Below are 21,618 nucleotides of genomic sequence, written 5' to 3'. Positions count from 1 at the left end.
GCGGCAGGATGAACGTTCAAAGAAGCAACCTCATCTTCGCCTGGATCCTTCTCCTTCCGGCAGTCCTCTATGTCGCGGTAATCGTCGCTTACCCGCTCGTCGATACGTTCATCCTGTCCTTCACCGATGCGTCACTCAGAAAAGTGACCAATTGGGTGGGCTGGGCGAACTATGAGAAGATCTTCAACGCGACCTTCGCCGACGTCATCGTCCGCACCTTCATCTGGACCTTCTTCTCGGTCTCGCTGAAGATGATCATCGGCACCTTCGGCGCGTCGCTGCTGAACAGCGCGGTGCCCGGTCGCTCGCTGTTTCGTCTGCTGACCATGCCGCCATGGGTGGTGCCGATGGCGATCGGCATCTTCATGTGGGGCTGGATGTATAACGGCCAGTTCGGGATGATCTCGGGCATGCTGCAGCGCATCGGCTTCGTGGATGGCCCGGTGGCCTTCCTCGCCTATGGCAACACGGCTTTCTGGGCAACGATCATCACCGACGTGTGGATCGGCGTGCCGATGGTCACCATCTATTTCCTGGCTGCCATCCAGTCGATCCCGAAGGATCTCTATGAAGCCGCCTGGACGGATGGCGCGGGGCGTTTCTATCGCTTCCGCCGTATCACGCTGCCGCTGATGGTGCCATCGATCATCACAATGTCGATGCTATCGCTCATTGCCACGTTCAACTCCTTCGATATCATCTGGATCCTGACGCAGGGCGGCCCCAGCGGACAGACCACGACGATGATCATCGATACCTACCAGACGGCCATCGGCTCGAAGAAATATGGTGAGGGTGCGGCCCGCGCGGTGCTAATCTGCATCTTCCTCTCGGCATTCTGCTTTGCCTATTTCCGTGTCACCCGTCGGCTCAACCCGGAGAAGCGCGCATGAAGAACGCGGCCATGATCGATCGCTACAGCTGGTGGGAAATCCTGCTGATCTACCTTGGGGTCCTGGTGTTCCTCACCTTCGTGCTGGCGCCCTTCGTCGAAGGCTTCCTGGTGTCGCTGAAGCCGCTCAGCCAGCTGTTTTCGTCGCCCTACCGCTTCTGGCCGGAGAACGGCTCGTTCGAGGCCTATCGCACCATGTGGATCAGCGTTCCGGGCTTCGGGCGCTATATATTCAACTCCTTCTTCATCTCCATCGTCGTCACCGTGATCGTGCTGGCGCTCGTCATCCCGGCCTCCTACGCCTTCGCGAAGTTCGAGTTTCGCGGCATGGGCCTGCTGCTTGGCGCGTTCCTGACGGTCAACATGTTCTCGGGCGCCGTGTTGCTCATTCCGCTGTTCCGGCTGATGCGCACGCTCGGCGTGCTCAACACCTATTTCGCGATGATCGTGCCTGGCGTGGCATTCCTCATTCCTTCGGCCATCTGGCTGCTGCGGACCTACATGATCCGTATCCCGCAGGAGCTGAACGAGGCCGCCTACATGGATGGAGCCAGTCACTTCTATACGTTGCGCCGCGTGATCCTGCCGATTGCCATGCCGGGGATCATCGTCGTCGCCATCACCACTTTCATCGGCGCCTACGCGCAGCAATTCATCTTCGCGCTGACCTTCAACTCGAAGACCGAATACATGCCGTTGCCGGTGGGGCTCTTTGCTTACTTCGGTAAGCAGGAGGTTATCTGGAACGAGCTGATGGCAGCCTCCTTCGTCGGCATTCTGCCCGCGATGGTCATCATCTTCTTCCTGCAACGATACCTCGTCGGCGGTCTGACTGCCGGTGCGGTAAAACAATAACAAGTGAACAGCTAACTAACGGGAGTATTGACGTGAGCATCGCTTTCAAAACTAGCCTTATGGCACTGGCCTTGCTCGGCTCGACGGCGCTTGGCGCCATGACGGCCGAAGCTGCCGACAAGGAAATCAGCTGGATCTATTGCGGCGACAAGATCGACCCGATCCACGAGAAGTACATCAAGGAATGGGAAGGCAAGAATCCGGGCTGGAAGGTTGCGCCTGAAGTCGTTGGCTGGGCACAGTGCCAGGACAAGGCAACCACGCTTGCCGCCGCCGGCACGCCGGTCGCGATGGCTTACGTCGGCTCGCGCACGCTCAAGGAATTCGCCCAGAACGACCTGATCGTTCCGGTTCCGATGACCGACGACGAGAAGAAGGGCTACTACCCGCATATCGTCGACACGGTCACCTTCGAGGGCAACCAGTGGGGCGTTCCGATCGCATTCTCCACCAAGGCCCTCTACTGGAACAAGGATCTGTTCAAGCAGGCCGGCCTCGACCCCGAGAAGCCGCCGACAACCTGGGCTGAAGAAATCGCTGCCGCCAAGACCATCAAGGAAAAGACGGGCATCCCGGGCTACGGCCTGTCCGCCAAGACCTTCGACAACACCATGCACCAGTTCATGCACTGGGTTTACACCAACAACGCGACCGTCATCGACGCCGATGGCAAGGTGACGCTGGATAGCCCCGGTGTTCTCGCCGCTCTCCAGGCCTACAAGGATATCACGCCTTACTCCGAAGAAGGCCCGACCGCTTACGAGCAGAACGAAGTTCGTGCGATCTTCCTCGACGGCAAGGTCGGCATGATCCAGGCCGGCTCCGGCGCTGCCGCCCGCCTCAAGGACACCAAGATCAACTGGGGTGTGACGACGCTGCCGCTCGGACCGGATGCCAAGGGCCCGGGCACGCTGCTCATCACCGACAGCCTGGCGATCTTCAAGGGTTCTGGTGTCGAGGACAAGGCGATCGAGTTCGCCAAGTACATCACCTCTCCCGAGCCGCAGGGCGAATACGAACTCCAGGGCGGCGCTGGCCTGACACCTCTGCGTCCGTCGGCAAAGGTCGATGAATTCATCAAGGCCGATGCTTCCTGGAAGCCGTTCATCGACGGTATCGCCTATGGTGGTCCCGAACCGCTCTTCACCGATTACAAGGGTTTCCAGAACTCCATGATCGAAATGGTCCAGTCCGTCGTGACAGGCAAGGCCGAACCGGCTGACGCCATCAAGAAGGCCGCTGGCGAGATCGAAGCGTTCAAGTAAGCCTTTGTTGGGGATCGCGGGCGCGCAACACCCGCGATCCCTTCGCTATCGAGAGTAAGCGCCGCGCGTGGCGGTGACCGGAGACAGGTTTTGGGACAGTTATTTCTCAACAAGGTTCAGAAATTTTACGGCGACTTCGAGGTTCTGAAGGGCGTTCAGCTCGAGGTGAACAATGGCGAGTTCGTCGTGTTCGTCGGCCCCTCCGGCTGCGGCAAATCCACATTGCTTCGCATGATCGCCGGCCTGGACGCGACGTCCGCTGGTGACATTGTGATCGACGGCGTCCGTGTCAACGATCTGCCGCCGGTCAAGCGCGGCATCGCCATGGTGTTCCAGTCCTACGCGCTCTATCCGCATATGAGCGTTTTCGAGAATATCGCTTTTCCGCTCCGCGTCGAAAAGATGGAAGAGCAGAAGCTCAAGGCTAGGGTCGAAAACGCGGCCCGCATCCTGCATCTCGACCAGCGCCTGCAGCAGAAGCCGGGCATGCTCTCCGGTGGTCAGCGTCAGCGCGTGGCGATCGGCCGCGCGATCGTGCGCGAGCCGAAGATCTTCCTGTTCGACGAACCGCTCTCCAACCTCGACGCCGCGCTGCGCTCCGACATGCGCATCGAGCTCGCGAAACTGCACCGCCAGCTCAAGGCGACCATGATCTACGTCACCCACGATCAGGTCGAGGCGATGACGATGGCGGACCGTATCGTCGTGCTCAACGCCGGCGAGATCGCCCAGACGGGCGCGCCGCTCGAGCTCTACCATAAGCCCGCCAACATCTTCGTGGCCGGGTTCATCGGCAATCCGAAGATGAACTTTCTGCCGGTCACCTGCACCGCCGTCGGCGAGAAGAGCGTGACCGTCGAATACAAGGGCCAGTCGCTGACCGTGCCGGTCACGCCGCGCGCGGGTGTCGTCGGCAAGACGCTGACGCTTGGCGTCCGCCCCGAACATATCCAGCTTGCATCCGGCGATATCTCGCTCACCATCACGCCAAGCGTCATCGAGCGTCTCGGCGCGCAGACTGTCGCTTATGCAGCGCTGAATGGCGAGGGCGAAAACTTCTGCGCCACGCTGTCAGGCAGCGTCGGCGTGAGGCCGGAACAGCCGATGCTCGTCGGCATCAACGCGGTGGATTGCCACCTCTTCGACGAAGCCGGCATCGCGTTCGAACGCCATGTGGCGTTGACCGATATCGACCTCAACCTGCTGAACCCGACCGCGCTCGCCTGATCGCGAGCGCCGGTCGCGCCATCAGCGATCGAGGAAGTGATAGAACAAGGTATTGGCCGGGTACGAATAGGAGCCCCGGTCGACGATCCCGTGGCGGTACATGCAATTGCGCAGTGCCGTCACGTGCCACAGGCTGTTGACATCAGTCGAGCCGCGGCGAAACGCTTCCTGTTCGCAATAGGGATAGGTGTGGTCGAAGCGGGCCAGAATGGTCGGGTCGGAATCGACGCGGACACCGGAATAGGTCTGCCATTGCGATGGCGCCTGCGCGGCTGAAATGCACGCCAGGCTTCCTGCAATTCCCAATGCAATCAACGCTCTCATGAATGATCTCCCATGACGTCGCCGGAATATTGGCGCATCAATAAGATGCGCTGGATATGGCAAACTTCAAGGAGGACGATCCAATGACGTTAGCGGCCGGTGAACGGCCGCCAATCCGCTGTCGCGACTACCAGACGAGCCCGCGCGCGGCGACGTCCTCGACGCGGGTAACGACGCCATCGCGATGGAAGACCATCGTGTCGAAGAGGTTAGAGACCACGCAGGTGTGGTTCGGGATGATCAGGAGCTTGTCGCCGATCTGCGGCCGAGCGCCCTCGCATTTCGAGAGGTCGATCACGCCGTGCTCTTCCGAGAGACCGGTGATCGAAGCCTGCGGATAGCCGACCACCTGGCCATAATCCGTGAAGCCGAGCAGGTCGGAGGTCAGCGCTTTCGAGCCCGCATCGATAACGGCCCGATCCCCCGTCGGGCGGGAAACCACCGTCACGAGAATATGCATGGCGCAGTCGTCCACTGTGCAATGCCCGGCGCGGACCATGGAGCGGTCATTATAGATATAGGTGCCGGCCCGGTGTTCGGTGGCGGCGGGCACCAGATGGGCATCGAACAGGCTCGGCGAGCCGCCATTGCTGACGATAGGGCAGGCGATGCCTTCGGCGTCGAGCAAGGTCAGTGTCTGCGTAAGAAACGCCTGAACCTCGGTGGCTGCGCCCGGCTTCGGATAGTTCAGCAGCCCGCCAAAGCTCAGGCCTGCGGCAGCGTCTATGTGCTTGGCGAGCGTCACGGCTTGCGCGGGCTTCTGAACGCCGCAGCGTCCGGCGCCTGTATCGCACTCGACCAAAACCAAAAGCGGCTTGCGCGCGGCGAAATAGCTAGACAGGCCGTCGACGGTATAGGGGCTATCAGCGACCACCTTGAGCCCGGATATCCGCTCGTTCAGCGCCGCCAGGCGTTCGAGCTTCTGGGTGCCGATGATGTTGAAGGTGATGAGGATGTCCTCGAAACCCGCGTCGGCGAAAACTTCGGCCTCGGTGACCTTCTGGCAATTGATGCCCTTGGCGCCTGCCGCCACCTGCTGAGCGGCCAGTGCCGGGATCTTGTGCGTCTTGATGTGCGGGCGGAAGTCGATGCCGTGCGCGTCCATATAGGCCTGCGTGCGGGCGATATTGGCCGCCATCCGGTCTTCGTCGATAATAGGCCGAGGTGTCGAGAGGTCCGCGACCTTGTCGCCGGGCTTGGCGACGACGGCAAATGGGCTGTTGTGCATCTCAGGCTACTCCATGTTAGGCGCCGTGGGGATCGGCGATCATGGGCCAGATATCCTTGCGCGCCCGCCGATACGGCGTCTTCGCCGGATTGTTAGGATAAGGCGTGCCGGCGGCGCAATAGATGATTTCCGACGCGATCTTCGAGAACGAGGCGTAGAAGTGGTTCGTCGACTTGATGACCAGGATTTTCTTCTGTGTCGGATCGATGCCCATCACCGAGAACAGGCTCGGATCGAAGCTCTGGGCACGCGTCGAGTTCAAGATGATGTCGATGCCATCGAGCACGATATGCGCTGCGTCGCCAAAGGGCGCGAAGCTTTCGCCGAAGCGCATCTCGGCATTCGGCACGATCTTGATGACCTTGACTAGGCCGTCGATCGGGTTGCCGGTGCCCGGCGCCGACTTGGCGCCGAAGCGCAGCGGGATCTCGGCGCCTTCACCGGCCGCCATGCAGATCTGCACGGCCATCGGGTCCCAGATCGTACCGATCGCCGCATCGGTGGCGCCGCGCGCCAGGAGTTCGCCGAGAACAACGGTCGCGTCGCCGGCTGTTCCGCCGCCGGGGTTGTCCCACATATCGGCGATCACGACAGGCCATGCGGTCGCCGCCAGCGCCTGCGACACCGCTTCTTTCTCGTCGATCTGCGGCATCATGAAGGTGCCGCGCTTGGCAAAGAGCTCCATGCCGAGTTCGCGCGCCAACACGTCACCCTTGTCCTTGCGGTCATTGGTGACGACAAGAAGCTTGGTGCCCATCTCCGGCACGTCGCCGGCCATGAAGCCGTGGACCACCGAGATGGAGAGAACGTCGGAATCGTCTTTCTCGATCTGCATGATCTTGTCGACAAAGGAGCGCATGGGATCGCGCGACGTCGGAAACACGTCGATCATCCGGCAGTCGAAGACGGACATAACAGGTTTTACGCGACCCTCCAGCGTGTCGACGGCGATACGCCACAGGTCCTCGGCACGATCGACGAAGTCCGTGTGCGGGAACTCCTTGAAGTAGACGAAGACATTGGCCGCGGCGAAACGCTTGGCCGTCAGATGGCTGTGCGGATCGAGCTCGGCGAAAACGGGAATATCTGGGCCGACGAGCTCGCGAATGCGCGCTAGCGTATCGCCTTCGGTGTCCTCATAGCCGGCGGCGACCATGGCGCCATGCAGGCCGAGCACGACGGCGTCGACAGGCATCGCCGCGCGAAGCTGTCCGAGGATCTCGTCGCGCAGGCCTTCATAGGTCGCGCGATTGACGAGACCGGCCGGATCCGCCCAGGTCGCGGTGCCCTCGATCAGCGTCCAGCCCTTCTCCGCGCAGACGCGCCGGCCGACGGTGATCGGTGCGGAGCAAAGCGTCGGCGTTTCGGGATGTTCGCCCGGCGGCGCATAGAGCGACGCCTCGAAAGCGCGCCGATCGACGCAGATGGGGGAAAAGGTATTGGTCTCGGTTGCGAGAGCCGCCGTGAAAATCCGCAATGTCTCGGCCTTTGTGTTGATCAACCCATCGGGTTCGGAAGATAGCCGGTGAAACCGGAGATCTTCCAACGCCCCTCGTGCAGGCGGCAATAATAAAGGGTCTGCCACTGCATGACATCTCGGCTGCCATCGGCCTTGGCGATGCCGCCGTCGAACTTCTTGCGTACCAGCGCCATGTCGCCTTCGATCTCGATATCCTCGAGCGTGGTCGTGGTGAAAATGGCGGTGCGCGTGTCTTCGGCAAAGGACTGCGTGGCGAAATCCTTGGCCTGGCGGACCCACTCATCGCGATAGGCGGCAAGCGTCGGGAAGGCGAGGCGCCACTTGTCGGGGCTCACTTCCTTGCGGCCGTCGATACCGATGAAGCCGTCCTCGACGAAATCGTGCTCGACCATGGACCAATCGGCGGCCAGGAAGGCGTCGATATCGCGGTGAACGAGCATCTCCCAGATCGAATGCCGGGCAATGTCGGAAGCGGGGAAGGGGTTCTTGAAAGGATCGCGCATGGTGTTCCCGATTGAAATTCTTTTCATGAATGACGTTTTTCTCTGGTCAAATTCCGCTTAATATGGTCACTTGTCAACTTATCACGAAAATAATTTGCAAGGATCGGTCAATGTCCATCAAGCGTTATGGCACCGTTCAGACCGGCGCAGGCGGAAAGCCGCTGCCGTTCGCCCGTGCGGTCGAAGCCGACGGCTGGCTCTATGTGTCGGGCCAGGTCGCCATGGAAAATGGCGAGATCATCGACGGCAATATCGTCGCGCAGACGCACAAGACGATCCAGAACGTGATCGCGATCCTTGAAGAGGCCGGCTATGGCCTCGAGCATGTCGTGCGCTGCGGCGTGTGGCTCGACGATCCCCGCGATTTCTGGACCTTCAACGGCATCTATCAGCAGTATTTCGGCGAGCACCCGCCGGCACGCGCCTGTGTGCAATCGTCGATGATGGTCGATTGCAAGGTCGAAATCGATTGCGTCGCGTATAAAGCGAAAGACAAATAGCGCGATAGACCAAGGGGAGCCGGGCGTGGATATTTTCTCGACATTGCAGGAAGAGAAGGCCCGGCTTTCGCCGTCGGAAACCCGTATCGCGGATATTCTGCTCAACGACTTCGAATTCGCCGTCAATGCCTCGATCATCGAGCTGGCGGAGAAGGCGGACGTCTCGCCGCCGACGGTCACCCGCTTCTGTCGCCGCGTCGGCTGCGAGAGCTTTTCCGATTTCAAGGTTCAGCTCGCGCGCACGGCCTATGTCGGGATGCGCTATCTCAGGCCCGAGCCGAAGAGCCGCGATCCCGGTGACGTCGCCCAGGACATCATCACCAAGGCGCAGAACGCGCTGTTTCTGCTGCATCGCTCACTTGACCTTGCCGCCATCGAGCAGGCCGCCGAGAAGATCGCCAAGGCCGAGATGATCTATGCCTTCGGCTCGGGCGGCAATTCCTCGATGATCGCCAGCGAGCTGCAGAACCGCCTCTTCCGCTTCGGCCTGCATGTGACCGCGAGTTCAGACCACGGCATGCAGCTCATGCTGGCGGCGGCGGCGAAGTCGACGCATGTCATCGTCGGCTCGTCGTTTTCGGGCCGCAACACCGAACTCGTCCGTTCCTTCACGCTCGCCCGCGAGACCGGGGTCACGACCATCGCGCTGACGCAGGCCGACAGCCTCGTCGCCAAGGCCGCCGACATCGTCATCCCGATCGACCTCGCCGAGGGCAACAACATCTTCCGGCCGACCTCGACGCGCATCGCCTATCTGGCCGCCGTCGACATCCTGGCCAGCCTCGTCGCCTATAACATCCCGCAGGCGGCGGTCACCCTTCGACGCATCAAACAACAACTCGTTGCCCACCGTGACGGCGATGACCGTCAGCTGCTCGGGGACTGAGGATTTCATGTCAGGAAAGGACTGAGAATGACAAAATCGGTAGCGATCGTGACCGGCGCTGCGGGCGATATCGGCCGTGCCATCGCCAGCCGGCTCGCGGATGACCACGACGTCGTCCTGCTTGTCGATATCGACGGCGCTGCCGCCGAAAAGGCCGCGCGTGCGCTGGGTTCGGCTGAGCGCTTCGTCGCCATCAGCTGCGACGTCACGAGTGAGCATAGCGTTGCCGAAATGGCGAAGACCGCCGCGTCGCTCGGCGCGCTGAAGACGCTGGTCAACAATGCGGGTGCCGCGCGCGCCGTCAGCCTGCAGTCGACGAAGCCGGAAGATTGGCGCGCCGATAACGCGCTCAACCTCGAAGCGCCGTTCCTCTGCTTCAGCGCCGTTGCGGATCTCCTGAAGGCAACACAGGGCTCGGTGGTCAACATCGCCTCCGTCAACGGCATGCACGTCTTCGGCCATCCGGCCTACAGCGCCGCCAAGGCCGGCCTCCTGCATTTCACCAAGCTCGTCGCCGTCGAATACGGCAAGTTCGGCATCCGCTCGAACGCGATTGCGCCGGGCACGGTGCGCACGCAGGCCTGGGAAGCCCGCGCCGCCGCCAATCCCAATGTCTTCGAGGAAGCCCGCCGCTGGTATCCGCTGCAGCGTGTCGTCGATCCGAAGGACGTCGCCAATGCGGTCGGCTTCCTGGCAAGCGCGCAGGCCAATGGCATCACCGGCGTCTGCCTGCCCGTCGATTGCGGCCTTACCGCGGGCCAAGCGGAACTTGCTCGCACCTTCTCCCAATCCGCTGACTACTGATCAAAAAAAGAATACTGAGAGGAACAGTTATGGACACGGCCCCTTATCGTCTGGAGAGCTCCTGGCAGCCGGACGGCGGTCCGAATGGTCGCTTCACCTTTACCCTTTTCAACCTATCGGATGCGCCGCTTGCGGGCTTCAAGATTGTCTATACGTCGCTGACACGGGTGATCGACAAGAAGGCTTGCGAGAATGCGACCTTCCTGCGCCGCAACGCCAATTTTCACGAGTTCGCGCCCCCGGCCGGCCTTTCAATTGCGCCGGGTGAGGGCTGGACCTTTACCGTCAGCGGCCTGCACCGGCCGGCAAAGCACTGCACCGATGGCGCCAAGTCGGCCTATGTGACGCTTGCCGATGGCAGCCATGTCGCGGTCGCCGTGTCCGATCTCCTGCTCGAAGGTCGCGTCAGCGAGCCGCCGCCGGTGCTATTGCCTGAGGGCAAGCTCGACCTGCCCTTCGCGCTGCAGCCCTGGCCGGCCGAAATCGATGCCAAGCCGGGCGTTGGCTTTCCAGTCGTGCTTTATCCTGCGGCTGGCGCTTCCTCGGATGATCGACGCGCCATGTCCACGGTCACTTCACTGGTGCGTCGCCTGTTCGAAAGCGCGCACGCGCCGTTCAATCTGCAGCCGTCGCCGCAGGGGCGGGCACTGCGTTTCATCGCCGATGCCGCGATTGCGGCCGAAGGCTACAAACTCACCTTCTCGGCCGACGAAATCACGCTTGCCTATGCTGACGCCGCCGGTCGCCAGTATGGCCTGACGTCGCTGGCGCAGCTGCTTGAGGGTGCGCGCAGCCGCCCCGGCACCTTCCGTTTCCCGATCTCGGGCACCATCGCCGACAAGCCGCGCTACGGCTGGCGCGGCTGCCATCTCGACGTCTCGCGCCAGTTCTACCCGGCGGCTGATATCAAGCGACTGGTCGACATTCTGGCCTGGCTCAAGCTCAATATCTTCCATTGGCACCTGACCGATGACGAAGCCTGGCGGCTGGAGATCAAAGCCTATCCGCAGCTGACGACGACGGGCGTTCTGCGTGGACCCGACGAACCGCTCCTGCCGCAGCTGGGCAACGGTGCCGAACCCGTAGGCGGTTTCTATTCGCAGGATGATGTCCGCGAGATCGTCGCGCATGCGCTGGCGTTGAGCGTCGAAGTTGTTCCCGAGATCGATATTCCCGGCCATAGCACAGCGACGCTCGTGGCGCTGCCGGAGCTGACCGATGGACAGGAGGCACCCGACAGCTATCATTCTGTTCAGGGCTATCCGAACAATGCGCTGAACCCGGCCATTCCGCTGACCTACGAGTTCCTGGAGAAGGTGCTCGACGAAATGGTCGAGCTCTTCCCGTCCAAGTATCTGCATATCGGTGGCGATGAGGTGGCGAACGGCTCCTGGCTTGCGTCGCCGCTTGCCAAGAAGTTGATGGAGCAGGAAGGCATCGAGGGCACTTTCGCGCTGCAATCCTACTTCCTGAAGCGCGTCAAGGACATGCTGACGGCGCGCGGGCGCAAGCTTGCGGGCTGGAACGAGGTCGCCCATGGCGGCGGGGTCGCGGCCAAGGATACGCTGCTGATGGCCTGGGAAAACCCGCAGGTTGGCATCGAGCTCGCCAGGGAAGGCTACGAAGTGGTCATGACCCCCGGCCAGGCCTATTATCTCGACATGGTGCAGGCCGAGGCCTTCCAGGAGCCGGGCGCCAGCTGGGCGGGCACCGTGCCGCCGGCCCACACCTATGGCTATGAGGCCGAGGGGGACTTCCCTGAAGAGCTGAAGGACAGGATGAAAGGCGTACAGGCCTGCATCTGGTCGGAGCACTTCCTGTCGCGCGGCTATTTCAACCGTCTCGTCTTCCCGCGCCTGCCGGCTATCGCCGAGGCCGCGTGGACGCCGAAGGCGAAGAAGAACTGGGACCGCTTCTCGGCCATCGCGCCGCTGAGCCCGAAACTTTAAGGAGCTGACGATGCGGATCGCTGTTGGCGGAATTCATACGGAGTGCAGCACCTATTCGCCGGTGCTGATGGCTGTCGAGGATTTTCGCGTCCTCAAGGGCGCGGACCTTCTGGGGGCCGAGTATTTCAACTTTTTGAAGGCCGATGGCTTCGAGCATCTGCCGCTTCTGCATGCCCGTGCCGTGCCTGGAGGCCCGGTCTCCCGCGTCGCCTACGAGGCCTTCAAGACCGAGTTTCTCGCCCTTCTGAAGGCGGCATTGCCGCTCGATGGGCTCTATCTCGCCATGCATGGCGCGATGAATGTCGAGGGCATGGACGACGCCGAGGGCGATTGGATCTCGGCTGCTCGCGCCGTGGTCGGCCCTGATGTCGTCGTTGCGGCGAGCTATGACCTGCACGGCAATGTCAGCCAGAAGATCATCGATCAGCTCGATATCTTCGCCGGCTACAGGACCGCGCCGCATATCGATGTGCGTGAAACCATGGTTAGGGCGTGGTCGATGCTGGTGAATTCCGTGAAGAGCGGCACACGCCCCGGCGTCGCCTGGGCTCCGGTGCCGGTTCTCTGGCCCGGCGAGCGCACATCGACTGAAGATCAGCCGGCCAAGGCGCTCTATGAGGCGCTGCCGGTCTTCGACCAGCGCGCCGGCGTCCTCGATGCCAATCTGATGGTCGGCTATGTGTGGGCCGACGAGCCGCGCGCAACCGCCTGTGCGGTCATCACCGCGACCAGCAAGGGGGCTGCGGCCAAGGCTGCGGAAGAGATCGCGCTCTCTTATTGGAACGCACGCGAAGAATTCCGCTTCGGCCCGGTTACGGGGCCGTTGGCGGAGATGCTCGATATCGCGCAGAAGGCCGAGACCTCGCCGGTGATCCTCGCCGATTCCGCCGACAACCCCACGGGTGGCGGCGTCGGCGACCGCGCCGACGTGCTGAACGCGCTGATCGCTCGTGGCTTTGACGGCGCGCTGATTGCGGGGATTACCGATCGTCCCGCTGTCGAGGCCTGCTTTGCGGCCGGCCAGGGCGCCACGCTGGCGCTGACGATCGGCGGCAGCCTCGATGGATCGAGCACGCCGGCCAAGGTGCAGGCGGAGGTCGTGCTGCTCTCCGATACCGGCGTGGCCGCCGAGCGCCAGGCGGTCGTGCGCATCGGCGGGATCACCGTCGTGCTCGCTGCGCGTCGTCGCCCGTATCACAACATCGCCGACTTCACCCTGCTCGGGCTTGATCCGAAGGCCGTCCGCCTCCTGGTCGTCAAATCCGGCTATCTCTCGCCGGAACTGGCGCCGATCGCCAATCCGAACCTGATGGCGCTGACGCAGGGTGTGGTGAACCAGGATATTGAGGGGCTCACCAGCAACCGCCGCGCGCGGCCTGCATTCCCCTTCGATCGCGATTTCAGCTATATCCCGCAAGCGCGCTTCTCGGCACGCTGGACCGACTGATAGAAAATAACTGACAGCCTGGCGGTTTCGGCACTATACCGAAGCTGCCAGGCGGCGCTCGCCCAAGACGGGCGTCCGCCGCCACCGCCACGAATTCGAACATGACCCGCTTCCTTCCCGCCGTCTTCCGCGACCCGACCATCCGGGTAAGCATGCTTGCCCTCTTTATGTTCGGCGTCGCGAGTGCCGCCACCTCTCCTTATCAATCCGTCGTCGGCATCCGCGAACTGGGCTTGAGCAACGGCCTCTACTCCGCGCTGATTTTTTCCGCCGCGGCCGTCAACGTTACCGTCAGCATCCTGCTCGGCAATCTGGCGGATCGGCTCGGCGAATACCGCACCATGATGCCGGCAACCGCGCTTTTCGGCGTGCTTGGCAATGGTGCGATCTACATTCTGCCGCATCAGGCAACCTTCGTAGTCAGCGCGCTGCTGCTCCTGCCGGTCTATGGCTCGCTGAATTCGCTGCTCTTCGGCAACGTCCGCCGAAGGACAACCGGCATGTCGCGCGATGATGTCGCCAGGGTCAATTCTAGTGTCCGCGCGATGATGTCGCTCTCTTGGGTCTTGGTGCCCGGCCTGACCGGCGTGTTACTCGCCCGATCGCCAAGCATGCTGCCGGCCTATCTGTTCGCCGGCATCGCCTGCGCCGCCTGCTTTGGCCTCATCGCCATCTTCCTGCCGCGCCAGACGGGGACCGACAAAGCCGCAAGCCGCCATCTCTCTTATCTGGCTGCGCTTGGCGAGGTCGTCTCCCCGCCGGTACTTGTCCGGGTCATCGCCATCGCCCTCATCAGTTCCACGCTGCATATAAACGGCGCCATCCTGCCGCTGATCGTTACCGGCGCCGCGCATGGGACGGTCGCCGATCTCGGCATCCTGATCGGCATCGTCGCCTTCCTCGAAGTCGTCTTCATCATCGTCTGGGGGCGGGCGCAAAGGATCATGAGCCATGTGACGGCGCTCGCGATCGGCGCAAGCATCTATGTCGTCTATCTCACGCTGCTCGGCTTCGCCTCAGCACCCTGGCATGTCTATGCGCTCACGCTCATCAGTGGCATCGGGGCGGCGGCGCTGATCAGCATCCCGATCACCTATCTGCAGGACCTGATCGCCGAGCGTCCCGGATTGGGCAGCGCGCTCATTTCCGTCAACATCTTCATCAGCGCTGGCCTGAGCGCATTGCTTTTTGCCATCGGTACCGCGGTCAGCAGCTATTCCGGCACGGCTTTCATCGGCGCGCTTGCCGGCGTGATCGGGCTGGCGATGCTCTTGTACTTCGACCGGCTAGGGCGTCGTTGAACACCGCTAGTAGCGCAATGTTGAACTGACGAGGGGAAACGGTCGTGTAGTATTGCAACTGAGACGGATGGATGGAGGATCAATCATGAATCGGCTGACCGCGAAGGACTTCCCCCAGGAACTGCTTGAACTCTACGACTATTACGCACACGGCAGGATCACCAAGCGTGAATTCCTCGACCGGGCGAGCAAATTCGCCGTTGGCGGCCTGACCGCCGCTGCAATTCTATCCTCGATGAGCCCGAACTATGCGCTGGCGACGCAGGTGGAGTTCACCGATCCCGATATCATCGCCGAATACATCACCTATCCCTCGCCCAAGGGAAATGGCGATGTGCGCGGCTACCTCGTTCGCCCCGCGAAGGCCGAGGGGAAGGTGCCGGGCGTGGTTGTCGTGCATGAGAACCGGGGGCTCAACCCTTACATCGAGGACGTCGCGCGTCGCGTTGCCAAGGCCGGCTTCATCGCGCTGGCGCCCGATGGCCTGACGTCGGTCGGCGGCTATCCGGGGAATGACGAGAAGGGCCGCGAACTGCAACAGACGGTCGATCCGCAAAAGCTGATGAACGACTTCTTCGCCGCGATCGAGTTTCTGATGAAGAGCGATCTGACAACAGGCAAAGTTGGCATTACCGGCTTCTGCTACGGCGGCGGCGTCGCCAATGCCGCAGCCGTGGCCTATCCGGAACTTGGCGCTGCCGTGCCGTTCTACGGCCGTCAGCCGAGCGCCGACAGCGTCGCGCGCATCAAGGCGCCGCTGCTTCTCCACTACGCCGAACTCGACAAGGGCATCACCGACGGCTGGCCGGCCTATGAGGCGGCGCTGAAGGCGGACAAGAAGGTCTATGAGGCCTATGTCTATCCCGGTGTGAATCACGGCTTTCACAACGACTCGACCCCGCGCTACGACGAAGCGGCCGCCAAGCTTGCGTGGGAACGGACTGTGGCCTGGTTCAAGAAATATCTGGTCTAGGCACTGCCAATGGGCTCCCGACCGCTCATCTTGGCAGTCGGAGTTCGGTGAGGCCGATCAGTAGCCGACCAGCAGGTTCTGTCCGAAATCCGGCTGAACGCCCAGTATCGGGCCGACCCGCTTGACGATATCGGCCACCATGGGTGCTGCCGTTTGGGCGGCGAAGTTGAGGTTTTGCAAACCCGTCAGCGGTTGATCGACGAATGACAGAACCACGTATCGCGGGTTTTGCATCGGGAATCCCGCGAGGAAAGAGTTGAAGCTCAGCTTGTGCGAATAGACGCCGTGGATGACCTTGTTGGCCGTCCCGGTCTTGCCGCCGACATGGAAGCCGGGGACGTCGGCGGTTCTGCCGGTGCCCTGCTCGCCATTCAGCTTGAAGAGGTATCGGATGGTGTCGCTTGTGCTCTTCTTGACGACTGGTTGCTCGGTCTTCGCGGCCTCTTCGCGCGTGCGTGGCAGGAAAGTCGGCTCGATCAGTTCGCCGCCATCCAGAAGAGCTGCGCCGGCGACTGCGGTTTGCATGGGCGTCGTGGCAACGCCGTGGCCGAAGGCGGCGGTGAGGGAGTTGATCTTCTTCCAGACTCTCGGCTGGCTCGGCGCTTTCACTTCCGGCAACTCTGTCTGCATCTTCGAGAGCAGGCCGAAGCGGGTCAGATATTCTTTTTGAATATCCATGCCGACGACATCCATCATCTTCGCGGTGCCGACGTTTGAAGAGTACCGGAAGATTTCGGGGATCGACAGCACGCGCCGCGGAACGTCACGGTCGTCGTGGATCGTGAAGCCGCCGTAGTGCAGCGGCGTGCTTGCGTCGAACGTATCGGACAGCTTGATCTTACCGGTGTCGATGGCCATCGCGATCGAGAAGGTCTTGAAGACGGAGCCCATCTCGTCGGTGCCGTTCGACATCCGGTTGAGCCAGCCTTTATCGCCATCCGCTTGCGGATCGTTCGGATCGAAGTCGGGTGCCGAAGCCATGGCGAGCACCTCGCCGGTGTAGATGTCAAGGATAACGGCGCCGGCCGATTGTGCCTGATATCGACCGATCGCATCCGCCACCACATCGTGCACGGCATTCTGGGCGCGGATATCGATGGAAAGCTTCACCGGCTCCAGGCTGCCGGCAATGGTCAGGCCTGTCGAGGCGAGGGCGGAGAGGCCCTGGTCGTCGAGATACTTCTCCATGCCGCTGACGCCGTGATTGTCGATGTCGACATAGCCGAGGATATGCGCGGCGGTGCGGCCGCCGGGGTAGAAGCGCTTTACTTCGGGGCGGAAGCCGATGGCGGGAATGCCGAGCTTCAGCACTTCGCTCTGCTGCTTCGGGCTCAGCTGGCGCTTCAGCCACGCGAAGTGCGAATGACGGTTGGAGAGTTTCTGAAATGTCGAGCGCTTGTCGAGATCGGGAAAGACGGTGGCGAGCTTTTCGACCGCGTCGTCGACATCTACGATCTTGATCGGCTCGGCGAACATCGACACGGTGCGGATGTCCGTTGCAAGCAGCTCTCCGTTGCGATCCAGGATATCCGGGCGCGATGCGACCGATGAAGGCTTGGGCAGGATGGCTGACGTGGATGGGTCGCCGTGCACGCCGTAGTAAATGAGCTTGCCGCCGATGACGCCGTAGGCAAGTACCAGCACGGTGCCTAATATCGCCAGGCGCGATCTCGGCGTGGGCGCCTTGCGGCGTGGCTTGACCAGGCGCCTGCCGCCATCGCGAGAGCCGAACTCCAGGCTGACGAGACGCCCGCTTCTGGATGCTAGGGTTTGAAGAATGGACATCGGATCCAGCTTGCTCGATAGCGCGCATACGAATTGTTAGTGCACATCAGCTAGCGCCGAGATCGTTAATGCTGTGTTAACGAATTGCCTCGGCTTGGCTCATTTCACAAAGAAGTCATTCCAACGGCGGCAATCTGCTACCGGCGGTGGCGGGCATCCGTGCCCATCCGCAACGGCAGCGTTTGCCGGCTCATGAACCAAGCATGTAGCCGACAGGAAACGCCCTACATCAGCATCGATGCGCCGCGGTCGAGATACGTGTCGAGGAACTGTTCAAGACGTGGATTGCGCGGCTTCTTGAATACCTCTTGCGGCGGCCCTGAGAACTGCACCTTGCCATCGTCGAGGAAGGTGATCTGCTGCCCGACGGTGGCCGCAAAGCCGATCTCGTGCGAGACGACCACCATCGTCATCCCCTCGGCGGCCAGATCGCGCATGACGTTCAGCACTTCGCCCGTCAGTTCGGGGTCGAGCGACGAGGTCGGCTCGTCGAAGAGCATGATCTTCGGCTTCAGCGCCAGCGCCCGGGCGATCGCCACGCGCTGCTGCTGTCCGCCCGATAGCTGCGACGGATAGTGGCCGGCCCGGCTTTCGAGCCCGACCTTCACCAGTTGCGCCATGGCGAGCTCCTCGGCTTGCTTCCTGTTCATCTTCTGCACCAGCTTCAGCGCTTCGCTGACGTTGCCGAGCGCGGTCATGTGGGGCCAGAGGTTGAACTGCTGGAATACCATGCCGATCTGCGCCCGGATGGCGCGGTTGGCGGCGGCCGGAATGCGCTCACGCACGCCCCGTGCATTTTCCGTGAAGCCGAGCGTCTCGCCGTTGATGGCGATCGTTCCCGATGTTGCCTCCTCGAGAAAGGCCATGCAGCGCAACAGCGTGCTCTTGCCGGAGCCGGATGGGCCGATCAGACAGGAAACCTGTCCCTGCGGGATCTCGAGGTCGATGCCGTGGAGAACGGTGGTGTCGCCGAATGTCTTGACGAGATTTTTGACTGCGATCGCGGGTAGGCTCATGCGTTGAAAAACCTGAATCGTGTGAGTTTCGTTTCGACGAGATGGCCAAGCCTGCCGGTGATCTCGACAAGGACCCAGTAAAATAGCGCCAGCACCGACAGCGCTTCGACGAAGGCATACTGCTGCGCGCCGATGGCGCTGAGCGTCGCTGTCAGCTCGGGCACGGTGATGATCGACAAAACCGCCGTCTCCTTCATCAGGAGAACCGCCATATTGAGCGAAGGCGGCAGTACCAGCATCGTCATTTCGGGCAGAAGGATGCGCCGGATGATCTGCCCCTGCGTCATCCCCACGCATTCGCCGGCCTCGATATGGCCCTTGGGAACGGCGAGAAAGCCGGAGCGGAAGATCTCGCTGTAATAGGCCGCGCCGTAGATCGAGATGCCGATCAGGCCTGCGGGGATCGGGTCGAGCGAGAGGCCGATGAAGGGGCCGCCGTAGTAGACGAGGAAGATCTGGATCAGGAACGGTGTGCCGCGCAACACGGCGACGGCAAACCCGAGCACGTTGTCGAGCAGCATGCCGCCGAAGCGCCGGCCGACCGCCACGAAGAAGCCGAGGACGGCGGCGGCGATCGTGCCGACAATCCAGGTCATGAGCGTGACGCCGGCGCCGCTGACGATGGCCGGCATCTGGTCGAGAATGACGTTGATATCGAATGTCATCGCGGAACTCCCGGCAGGGAGCGCTCGATCAGGCCGCCTGCAAGCGCCACGATCCAGTTGATCACGAGATAGATGAGGCCGGCGGCCGCGAAGATCTGCAGCGGCAGGAAAGTGCTGCCGGCGAGGTCCTGCGCCATGCGGGTCAGTTCGATGATGCCGACGACCGAGACCAGGGACGACGCCTTGAGAATAAGGATCGCTTCGTTGACGAGGGCCGGGAATGTCAGGCGTAGCGCAATCGGCGCCTTGATGCGGCGGAAGATCTGGCCCGGTGTCATGCCGACCATCTCGGCCGATTCAATCAGCCCGACGGGCACGCTGGCGAAGCCGCCGCGAAGGTTCTCGGCCTGGTAGGCGGCGGTGCAGAGCGACATGCCGGCAATCGCCGCGACGATGCTAGGAACGTTGAGCCCGATCGCGGGCAGCAGGTTATAGATCAGCAGAAGCTGGACGAGCAGAGGCACGCCACGGAAAAAGCTGATGAAAACTTGGGCAGGAAGAACGAAAAGCGTCTTCTTCGACAGGAGCATGCCCGATAGCCCGATGGCGATCGCGAAGCCGATCAGGATCGACACAACGCTGATCGTCACCGTGTAGATCGATGCCTGCAGAAGCAATTCGAAGAGTTTTAGGGACATATGCGGCTTTAGCCTGTCTGGCGCTCACAAAACCTGATCGCGCTCCAGTATCGCCGGAGCGCGACCGATCGCTGATCTATAAAATCAGAACGCCGGGTCCTTGACCGCGTCAGGGGTATCGAAGGTGGCGCCGAACCACTTCTTCTGCAGCTCGGCCATGCGGCCGTCAGCCTTGATCTTCAGCAGAGCGCCATCGATCGCGTCCATCAGCGGCGCATGATCGGCATCCTTCAGGCCGATGAAGCCGAAGTAGGACTTCTTGCCGAAAGGCGGCTGCACGACTTCGAAGGTTCCCTCGCGCTGCTTGGCGACGAAAGCGATGTTCGGCAGCGAGTTTGCAACACCGGCGATACGGCCGGCAGCGAGATCGGCGTAAGATTCGGTAAAGGCCGGGTATTCGCGGATATCAGCCTTGGTCGCCAGCGTATCGGAGAATTCCTTCAGCTGATCAAGCTGCGAGGTCGCCTTGCCGACGCCGATCTTCTTGCCTGCAATGTCTTCCGGCTTGCTGATCGAGCTGTCGCCGGCCTTCTTCAGGATCGCGATCGTTGCTTCGGCGATCGGCGGCGTGAAGCGGTAGCGTTCCATGCGCTTCTTGGTGATCGTTGCCGGGCCGGCAACCACGTCGAACTTGCCGGCTTCAAGCGCCGGGAAGACGCCGTCCCAGGGAAGGGCGACCCACTCGATCTTGACGCCGAGTTCCTTGCCGATTTCGGCGAAGAGATCGACGTTGAGGCCCGCGTGCTCGCCGGCATCGATGAAGTCGAACGGCGCGAAGGCGGTCTCGGTGCCGACCTTCAGCGTGCCGGCTGCCTTGACGGCGGCAAGCGTGTCAGCGGCGTGCGCGGAAAGCGTCGCGCCAAACAGGAATGCGGCGCCGACCAGGCCCTTGAGCAATGAGTTTGCGATCATGATCTTCAATCTCTCCAGTGTTTGCTCCCCGGTGGAGGAGCACGAGTTCCCGAACTTTTTAGTCCCTTAAGCGAACTTCTCCGGTCCGCTTTTGACTATACAAATAGATATAGGCTGGCCTAGTGTGTCAATGTCAAACTCCAGGAAAGCAATTTTTGTGCCGGGCAGGTGCGTCAGCTTTGAAGCAGCCCCCGGATCGGCGTTAGCGATTTCCGCCTGGCGCCGGAGAAAAGGTGACGTATTGGACCCGATTCATCAAAGAATTTTCAAGGACATCGAAACGCGGATCCTGAGCGGCGAGTGGCGGCCAGGAGATCGCATCCCCATCGAACACGATCTCGTGGAGCAATATAAGTGCTCGCGAATGACAGTCAGCAAGGCGCTCTCCATCCTTGTCGAGCGCGGGCTGATCGTGCGCCGGCGCAAGGCCGGTTCCTTCGTGGCCTCGCCGCAGATCGACCGCACGGTCATGGATATCCAGGATATCAGCACCGAGGCGGCGCTTGCGGGCTACGAGCACCGGCACGAGATCCTGTCGCGCAAAATCGAAAGGCTGGGTACCGCGGAGGCGGCGCAGCTACAGGCGCCCGAGGGTTCTGAAGTTCTGAGGCTTCAATGCTTGCATATCGTCGATGGGAAGCCGATCGCCATCGAGCGCCGGCTGATCCTGCTCGACACGGTGCCGCTTGCAAGAGAGGAGAGCTTTGCTGGCGCCCCGCCGGCGAAGTGGTTGCTGTCGCAGGTGCCGTGGTCGAGGGCGAGGCATGTGATTCGGGCGGTCTCGGCCGACGCCTCGACGGCGCGCGTGCTCCTGATGGAGCGCGGTGAGCCCTGTCTCAATCTCATTCGCCAGACTTGGCAGAACGAGCGTATGGTGACGCATGTCGAGATCATGCATCCCGGCGATCGATTCCAGTTCGCGAGCGTCTTCCAGCCGGCTGAAAAGCGCTCGCGGCGACAACCCTGAC

At 61.9% G+C, this 21,618-nt stretch carries 21 protein-coding genes; 12 read left to right on the top strand and 9 right to left on the bottom strand.

From position 1 onward, the window contains the following. Window positions 1-8 precede the first annotated feature (8 nt). The 4 genes from ACIQUB_RS12000 to ACIQUB_RS11985 all read left to right on the top strand — a co-directional run bounded on the left by ACIQUB_RS12000 (window position 9) and on the right by ACIQUB_RS11985 (window position 4,239). A complete protein-coding gene (locus ACIQUB_RS12000; protein ID WP_018896583.1) occupies window positions 9-893 on the top strand; it encodes a carbohydrate ABC transporter permease in 885 nt (294 codons plus the stop codon). Beyond that, window positions 890-1,747: a carbohydrate ABC transporter permease gene (locus tag ACIQUB_RS11995; RefSeq protein WP_402929686.1), complete on the top strand. Its 858-nt coding sequence runs from the start codon at window positions 890-892 to the stop codon at window positions 1,745-1,747. Before ACIQUB_RS12000 ends, ACIQUB_RS11995 begins: the two co-directional genes overlap by 4 nt. 59 nt (window positions 1,748-1,806) lie before the next feature. Next, complete coding sequence (locus ACIQUB_RS11990) at window positions 1,807-3,012, top strand: ABC transporter substrate-binding protein (protein ID WP_402930277.1); 1,206 nt, start codon at window positions 1,807-1,809, stop codon at window positions 3,010-3,012. 90 nt (window positions 3,013-3,102) lie between these two features. Then, the gene (locus ACIQUB_RS11985; protein WP_402929684.1) at window positions 3,103-4,239 is read left to right on the top strand and encodes an ABC transporter ATP-binding protein; all 1,137 of its coding nucleotides are present in this window, start codon (window positions 3,103-3,105) and stop codon (window positions 4,237-4,239) included. Window positions 4,240-4,260: 21 nt separating this feature from the next. Here the strand turns inward: ACIQUB_RS11985 and ACIQUB_RS11980 are convergent, their stop codons facing one another. From ACIQUB_RS11980 to ACIQUB_RS11965, 4 genes are all read right to left on the bottom strand, one after another. Beyond that, window positions 4,261-4,563, bottom strand: a complete 303-nt coding sequence (locus ACIQUB_RS11980; RefSeq protein WP_402929682.1) for a hypothetical protein — start codon at window positions 4,561-4,563, stop codon at window positions 4,261-4,263. A 127-nt stretch (window positions 4,564-4,690) separates the two neighbouring features. Continuing rightward, window positions 4,691-5,791 carry a D-TA family PLP-dependent enzyme gene (locus ACIQUB_RS11975; protein ID WP_402929680.1) on the bottom strand — a complete coding sequence of 367 codons (1,101 nt, stop codon included), beginning with the start codon at window positions 5,789-5,791 and terminating at the stop codon, window positions 4,691-4,693. Between the two features lie 16 nt (window positions 5,792-5,807). Continuing rightward, the gene (locus ACIQUB_RS11970) at window positions 5,808-7,268 is read right to left on the bottom strand and encodes a M81 family metallopeptidase (RefSeq protein ID WP_402930275.1); all 1,461 of its coding nucleotides are present in this window, start codon (window positions 7,266-7,268) and stop codon (window positions 5,808-5,810) included. Between the two features lie 20 nt (window positions 7,269-7,288). Then, a complete protein-coding gene (locus tag ACIQUB_RS11965; protein ID WP_402930273.1) occupies window positions 7,289-7,774 on the bottom strand; it encodes a hypothetical protein in 486 nt (161 codons plus the stop codon). A gap of 110 nt (window positions 7,775-7,884) precedes the next feature. Here ACIQUB_RS11965 and ACIQUB_RS11960 point away from each other — a divergent pair, with 110 nt between their 5' ends. The 7 genes from ACIQUB_RS11960 to yghX all read left to right on the top strand — a co-directional run bounded on the left by ACIQUB_RS11960 (window position 7,885) and on the right by yghX (window position 15,634). Continuing rightward, entirely contained in the window at window positions 7,885-8,274 is a 390-nt protein-coding gene (locus ACIQUB_RS11960; protein ID WP_112424839.1) for a RidA family protein, read from the top strand. A 25-nt stretch (window positions 8,275-8,299) separates the two neighbouring features. Further along, window positions 8,300-9,160, top strand: coding sequence for a MurR/RpiR family transcriptional regulator (locus ACIQUB_RS11955; protein WP_018896574.1), 861 nt, complete (start codon window positions 8,300-8,302; stop codon window positions 9,158-9,160). Between the two features lie 27 nt (window positions 9,161-9,187). Beyond that, window positions 9,188-9,964 carry an SDR family oxidoreductase gene (locus tag ACIQUB_RS11950; protein WP_402929677.1) on the top strand — a complete coding sequence of 259 codons (777 nt, stop codon included), beginning with the start codon at window positions 9,188-9,190 and terminating at the stop codon, window positions 9,962-9,964. 29 nt (window positions 9,965-9,993) lie between these two features. Then, window positions 9,994-11,913: a beta-N-acetylhexosaminidase gene (locus tag ACIQUB_RS11945; protein ID WP_402929675.1), complete on the top strand. Its 1,920-nt coding sequence runs from the start codon at window positions 9,994-9,996 to the stop codon at window positions 11,911-11,913. A 10-nt stretch (window positions 11,914-11,923) separates the two neighbouring features. Further along, a complete protein-coding gene (locus tag ACIQUB_RS11940) occupies window positions 11,924-13,360 on the top strand; it encodes a M81 family metallopeptidase (RefSeq protein ID WP_402929673.1) in 1,437 nt (478 codons plus the stop codon). A 101-nt stretch (window positions 13,361-13,461) separates the two neighbouring features. Beyond that, a complete protein-coding gene (locus tag ACIQUB_RS11935; RefSeq protein WP_402929671.1) occupies window positions 13,462-14,661 on the top strand; it encodes an MFS transporter in 1,200 nt (399 codons plus the stop codon). Window positions 14,662-14,746: 85 nt separating this feature from the next. Then, window positions 14,747-15,634 (top strand): YghX family hydrolase, encoded by an 888-nt coding sequence (yghX, locus tag ACIQUB_RS11930; protein ID WP_402929669.1) that lies wholly within the window; start codon window positions 14,747-14,749, stop codon window positions 15,632-15,634. Between the two features lie 57 nt (window positions 15,635-15,691). Here the strand turns inward: yghX and ACIQUB_RS11925 are convergent, their stop codons facing one another. The 5 genes from ACIQUB_RS11925 to ACIQUB_RS11905 form a co-directional block, all read right to left on the bottom strand. Beyond that, a complete protein-coding gene (locus ACIQUB_RS11925; RefSeq protein ID WP_402929667.1) occupies window positions 15,692-17,419 on the bottom strand; it encodes a peptidoglycan D,D-transpeptidase FtsI family protein in 1,728 nt (575 codons plus the stop codon). 224 nt (window positions 17,420-17,643) lie between these two features. Next, complete coding sequence (locus ACIQUB_RS11920) at window positions 17,644-18,435, bottom strand: amino acid ABC transporter ATP-binding protein (protein ID WP_402929665.1); 792 nt, start codon at window positions 18,433-18,435, stop codon at window positions 17,644-17,646. Beyond that, window positions 18,432-19,100, bottom strand: coding sequence for an amino acid ABC transporter permease (locus ACIQUB_RS11915; RefSeq protein ID WP_402929663.1), 669 nt, complete (start codon window positions 19,098-19,100; stop codon window positions 18,432-18,434). Before ACIQUB_RS11915 ends, ACIQUB_RS11920 begins: the two co-directional genes overlap by 4 nt. Next, window positions 19,097-19,738, bottom strand: a complete 642-nt coding sequence (locus ACIQUB_RS11910) for an amino acid ABC transporter permease (protein ID WP_018896565.1) — start codon at window positions 19,736-19,738, stop codon at window positions 19,097-19,099. Before ACIQUB_RS11910 ends, ACIQUB_RS11915 begins: the two co-directional genes overlap by 4 nt. An 84-nt stretch (window positions 19,739-19,822) precedes the next feature. Further along, window positions 19,823-20,650 carry a transporter substrate-binding domain-containing protein gene (locus ACIQUB_RS11905; RefSeq protein WP_283192560.1) on the bottom strand — a complete coding sequence of 276 codons (828 nt, stop codon included), beginning with the start codon at window positions 20,648-20,650 and terminating at the stop codon, window positions 19,823-19,825. A gap of 241 nt (window positions 20,651-20,891) precedes the next feature. Here ACIQUB_RS11905 and ACIQUB_RS11900 point away from each other — a divergent pair, with 241 nt between their 5' ends. Continuing rightward, complete coding sequence (locus tag ACIQUB_RS11900) at window positions 20,892-21,617, top strand: UTRA domain-containing protein (RefSeq protein WP_402929659.1); 726 nt, start codon at window positions 20,892-20,894, stop codon at window positions 21,615-21,617. Window position 21,618 lies beyond the last annotated feature (1 nt).

Source organism: Rhizobium sp. NPDC090275, from assembly GCF_044772225.1.
In the GTDB taxonomy this organism is placed as follows: Bacteria; Pseudomonadota; Alphaproteobacteria; order Rhizobiales; family Rhizobiaceae; genus Rhizobium.
This window is presented reverse-complemented; position numbering and strand designations above follow the sequence as displayed.

Coding starts and splice junctions, on each gene's coding strand:
- ACIQUB_RS12000 (WP_018896583.1), top strand. CDS start 9: ATGAACGTTCAAAGAAGCAACCTCATCTTCGCCTGGATCCTTCTCCTT.
- ACIQUB_RS11995 (WP_402929686.1), top strand. CDS start 890: ATGAAGAACGCGGCCATGATCGATCGCTACAGCTGGTGGGAAATCCTG.
- ACIQUB_RS11990 (WP_402930277.1), top strand. CDS start 1,807: ATGGCACTGGCCTTGCTCGGCTCGACGGCGCTTGGCGCCATGACGGCC.
- ACIQUB_RS11980 (WP_402929682.1), bottom strand. CDS start 4,563: ATGAGAGCGTTGATTGCATTGGGAATTGCAGGAAGCCTGGCGTGCATT.
- ACIQUB_RS11975 (WP_402929680.1), bottom strand. CDS start 5,791: ATGCACAACAGCCCATTTGCCGTCGTCGCCAAGCCCGGCGACAAGGTC.
- ACIQUB_RS11965 (WP_402930273.1), bottom strand. CDS start 7,774: ATGCGCGATCCTTTCAAGAACCCCTTCCCCGCTTCCGACATTGCCCGG.
- ACIQUB_RS11960 (WP_112424839.1), top strand. CDS start 7,885: ATGTCCATCAAGCGTTATGGCACCGTTCAGACCGGCGCAGGCGGAAAG.
- ACIQUB_RS11950 (WP_402929677.1), top strand. CDS start 9,188: ATGACAAAATCGGTAGCGATCGTGACCGGCGCTGCGGGCGATATCGGC.
- ACIQUB_RS11945 (WP_402929675.1), top strand. CDS start 9,994: ATGGACACGGCCCCTTATCGTCTGGAGAGCTCCTGGCAGCCGGACGGC.
- ACIQUB_RS11940 (WP_402929673.1), top strand. CDS start 11,924: ATGCGGATCGCTGTTGGCGGAATTCATACGGAGTGCAGCACCTATTCG.
- ACIQUB_RS11935 (WP_402929671.1), top strand. CDS start 13,462: ATGACCCGCTTCCTTCCCGCCGTCTTCCGCGACCCGACCATCCGGGTA.
- yghX (WP_402929669.1), top strand. CDS start 14,747: ATGAATCGGCTGACCGCGAAGGACTTCCCCCAGGAACTGCTTGAACTC.
- ACIQUB_RS11925 (WP_402929667.1), bottom strand. CDS start 17,419: ATGTCCATTCTTCAAACCCTAGCATCCAGAAGCGGGCGTCTCGTCAGC.
- ACIQUB_RS11920 (WP_402929665.1), bottom strand. CDS start 18,435: ATGAGCCTACCCGCGATCGCAGTCAAAAATCTCGTCAAGACATTCGGC.
- ACIQUB_RS11915 (WP_402929663.1), bottom strand. CDS start 19,100: ATGACATTCGATATCAACGTCATTCTCGACCAGATGCCGGCCATCGTC.
- ACIQUB_RS11910 (WP_018896565.1), bottom strand. CDS start 19,738: ATGTCCCTAAAACTCTTCGAATTGCTTCTGCAGGCATCGATCTACACG.
- ACIQUB_RS11905 (WP_283192560.1), bottom strand. CDS start 20,650: ATGATCGCAAACTCATTGCTCAAGGGCCTGGTCGGCGCCGCATTCCTG.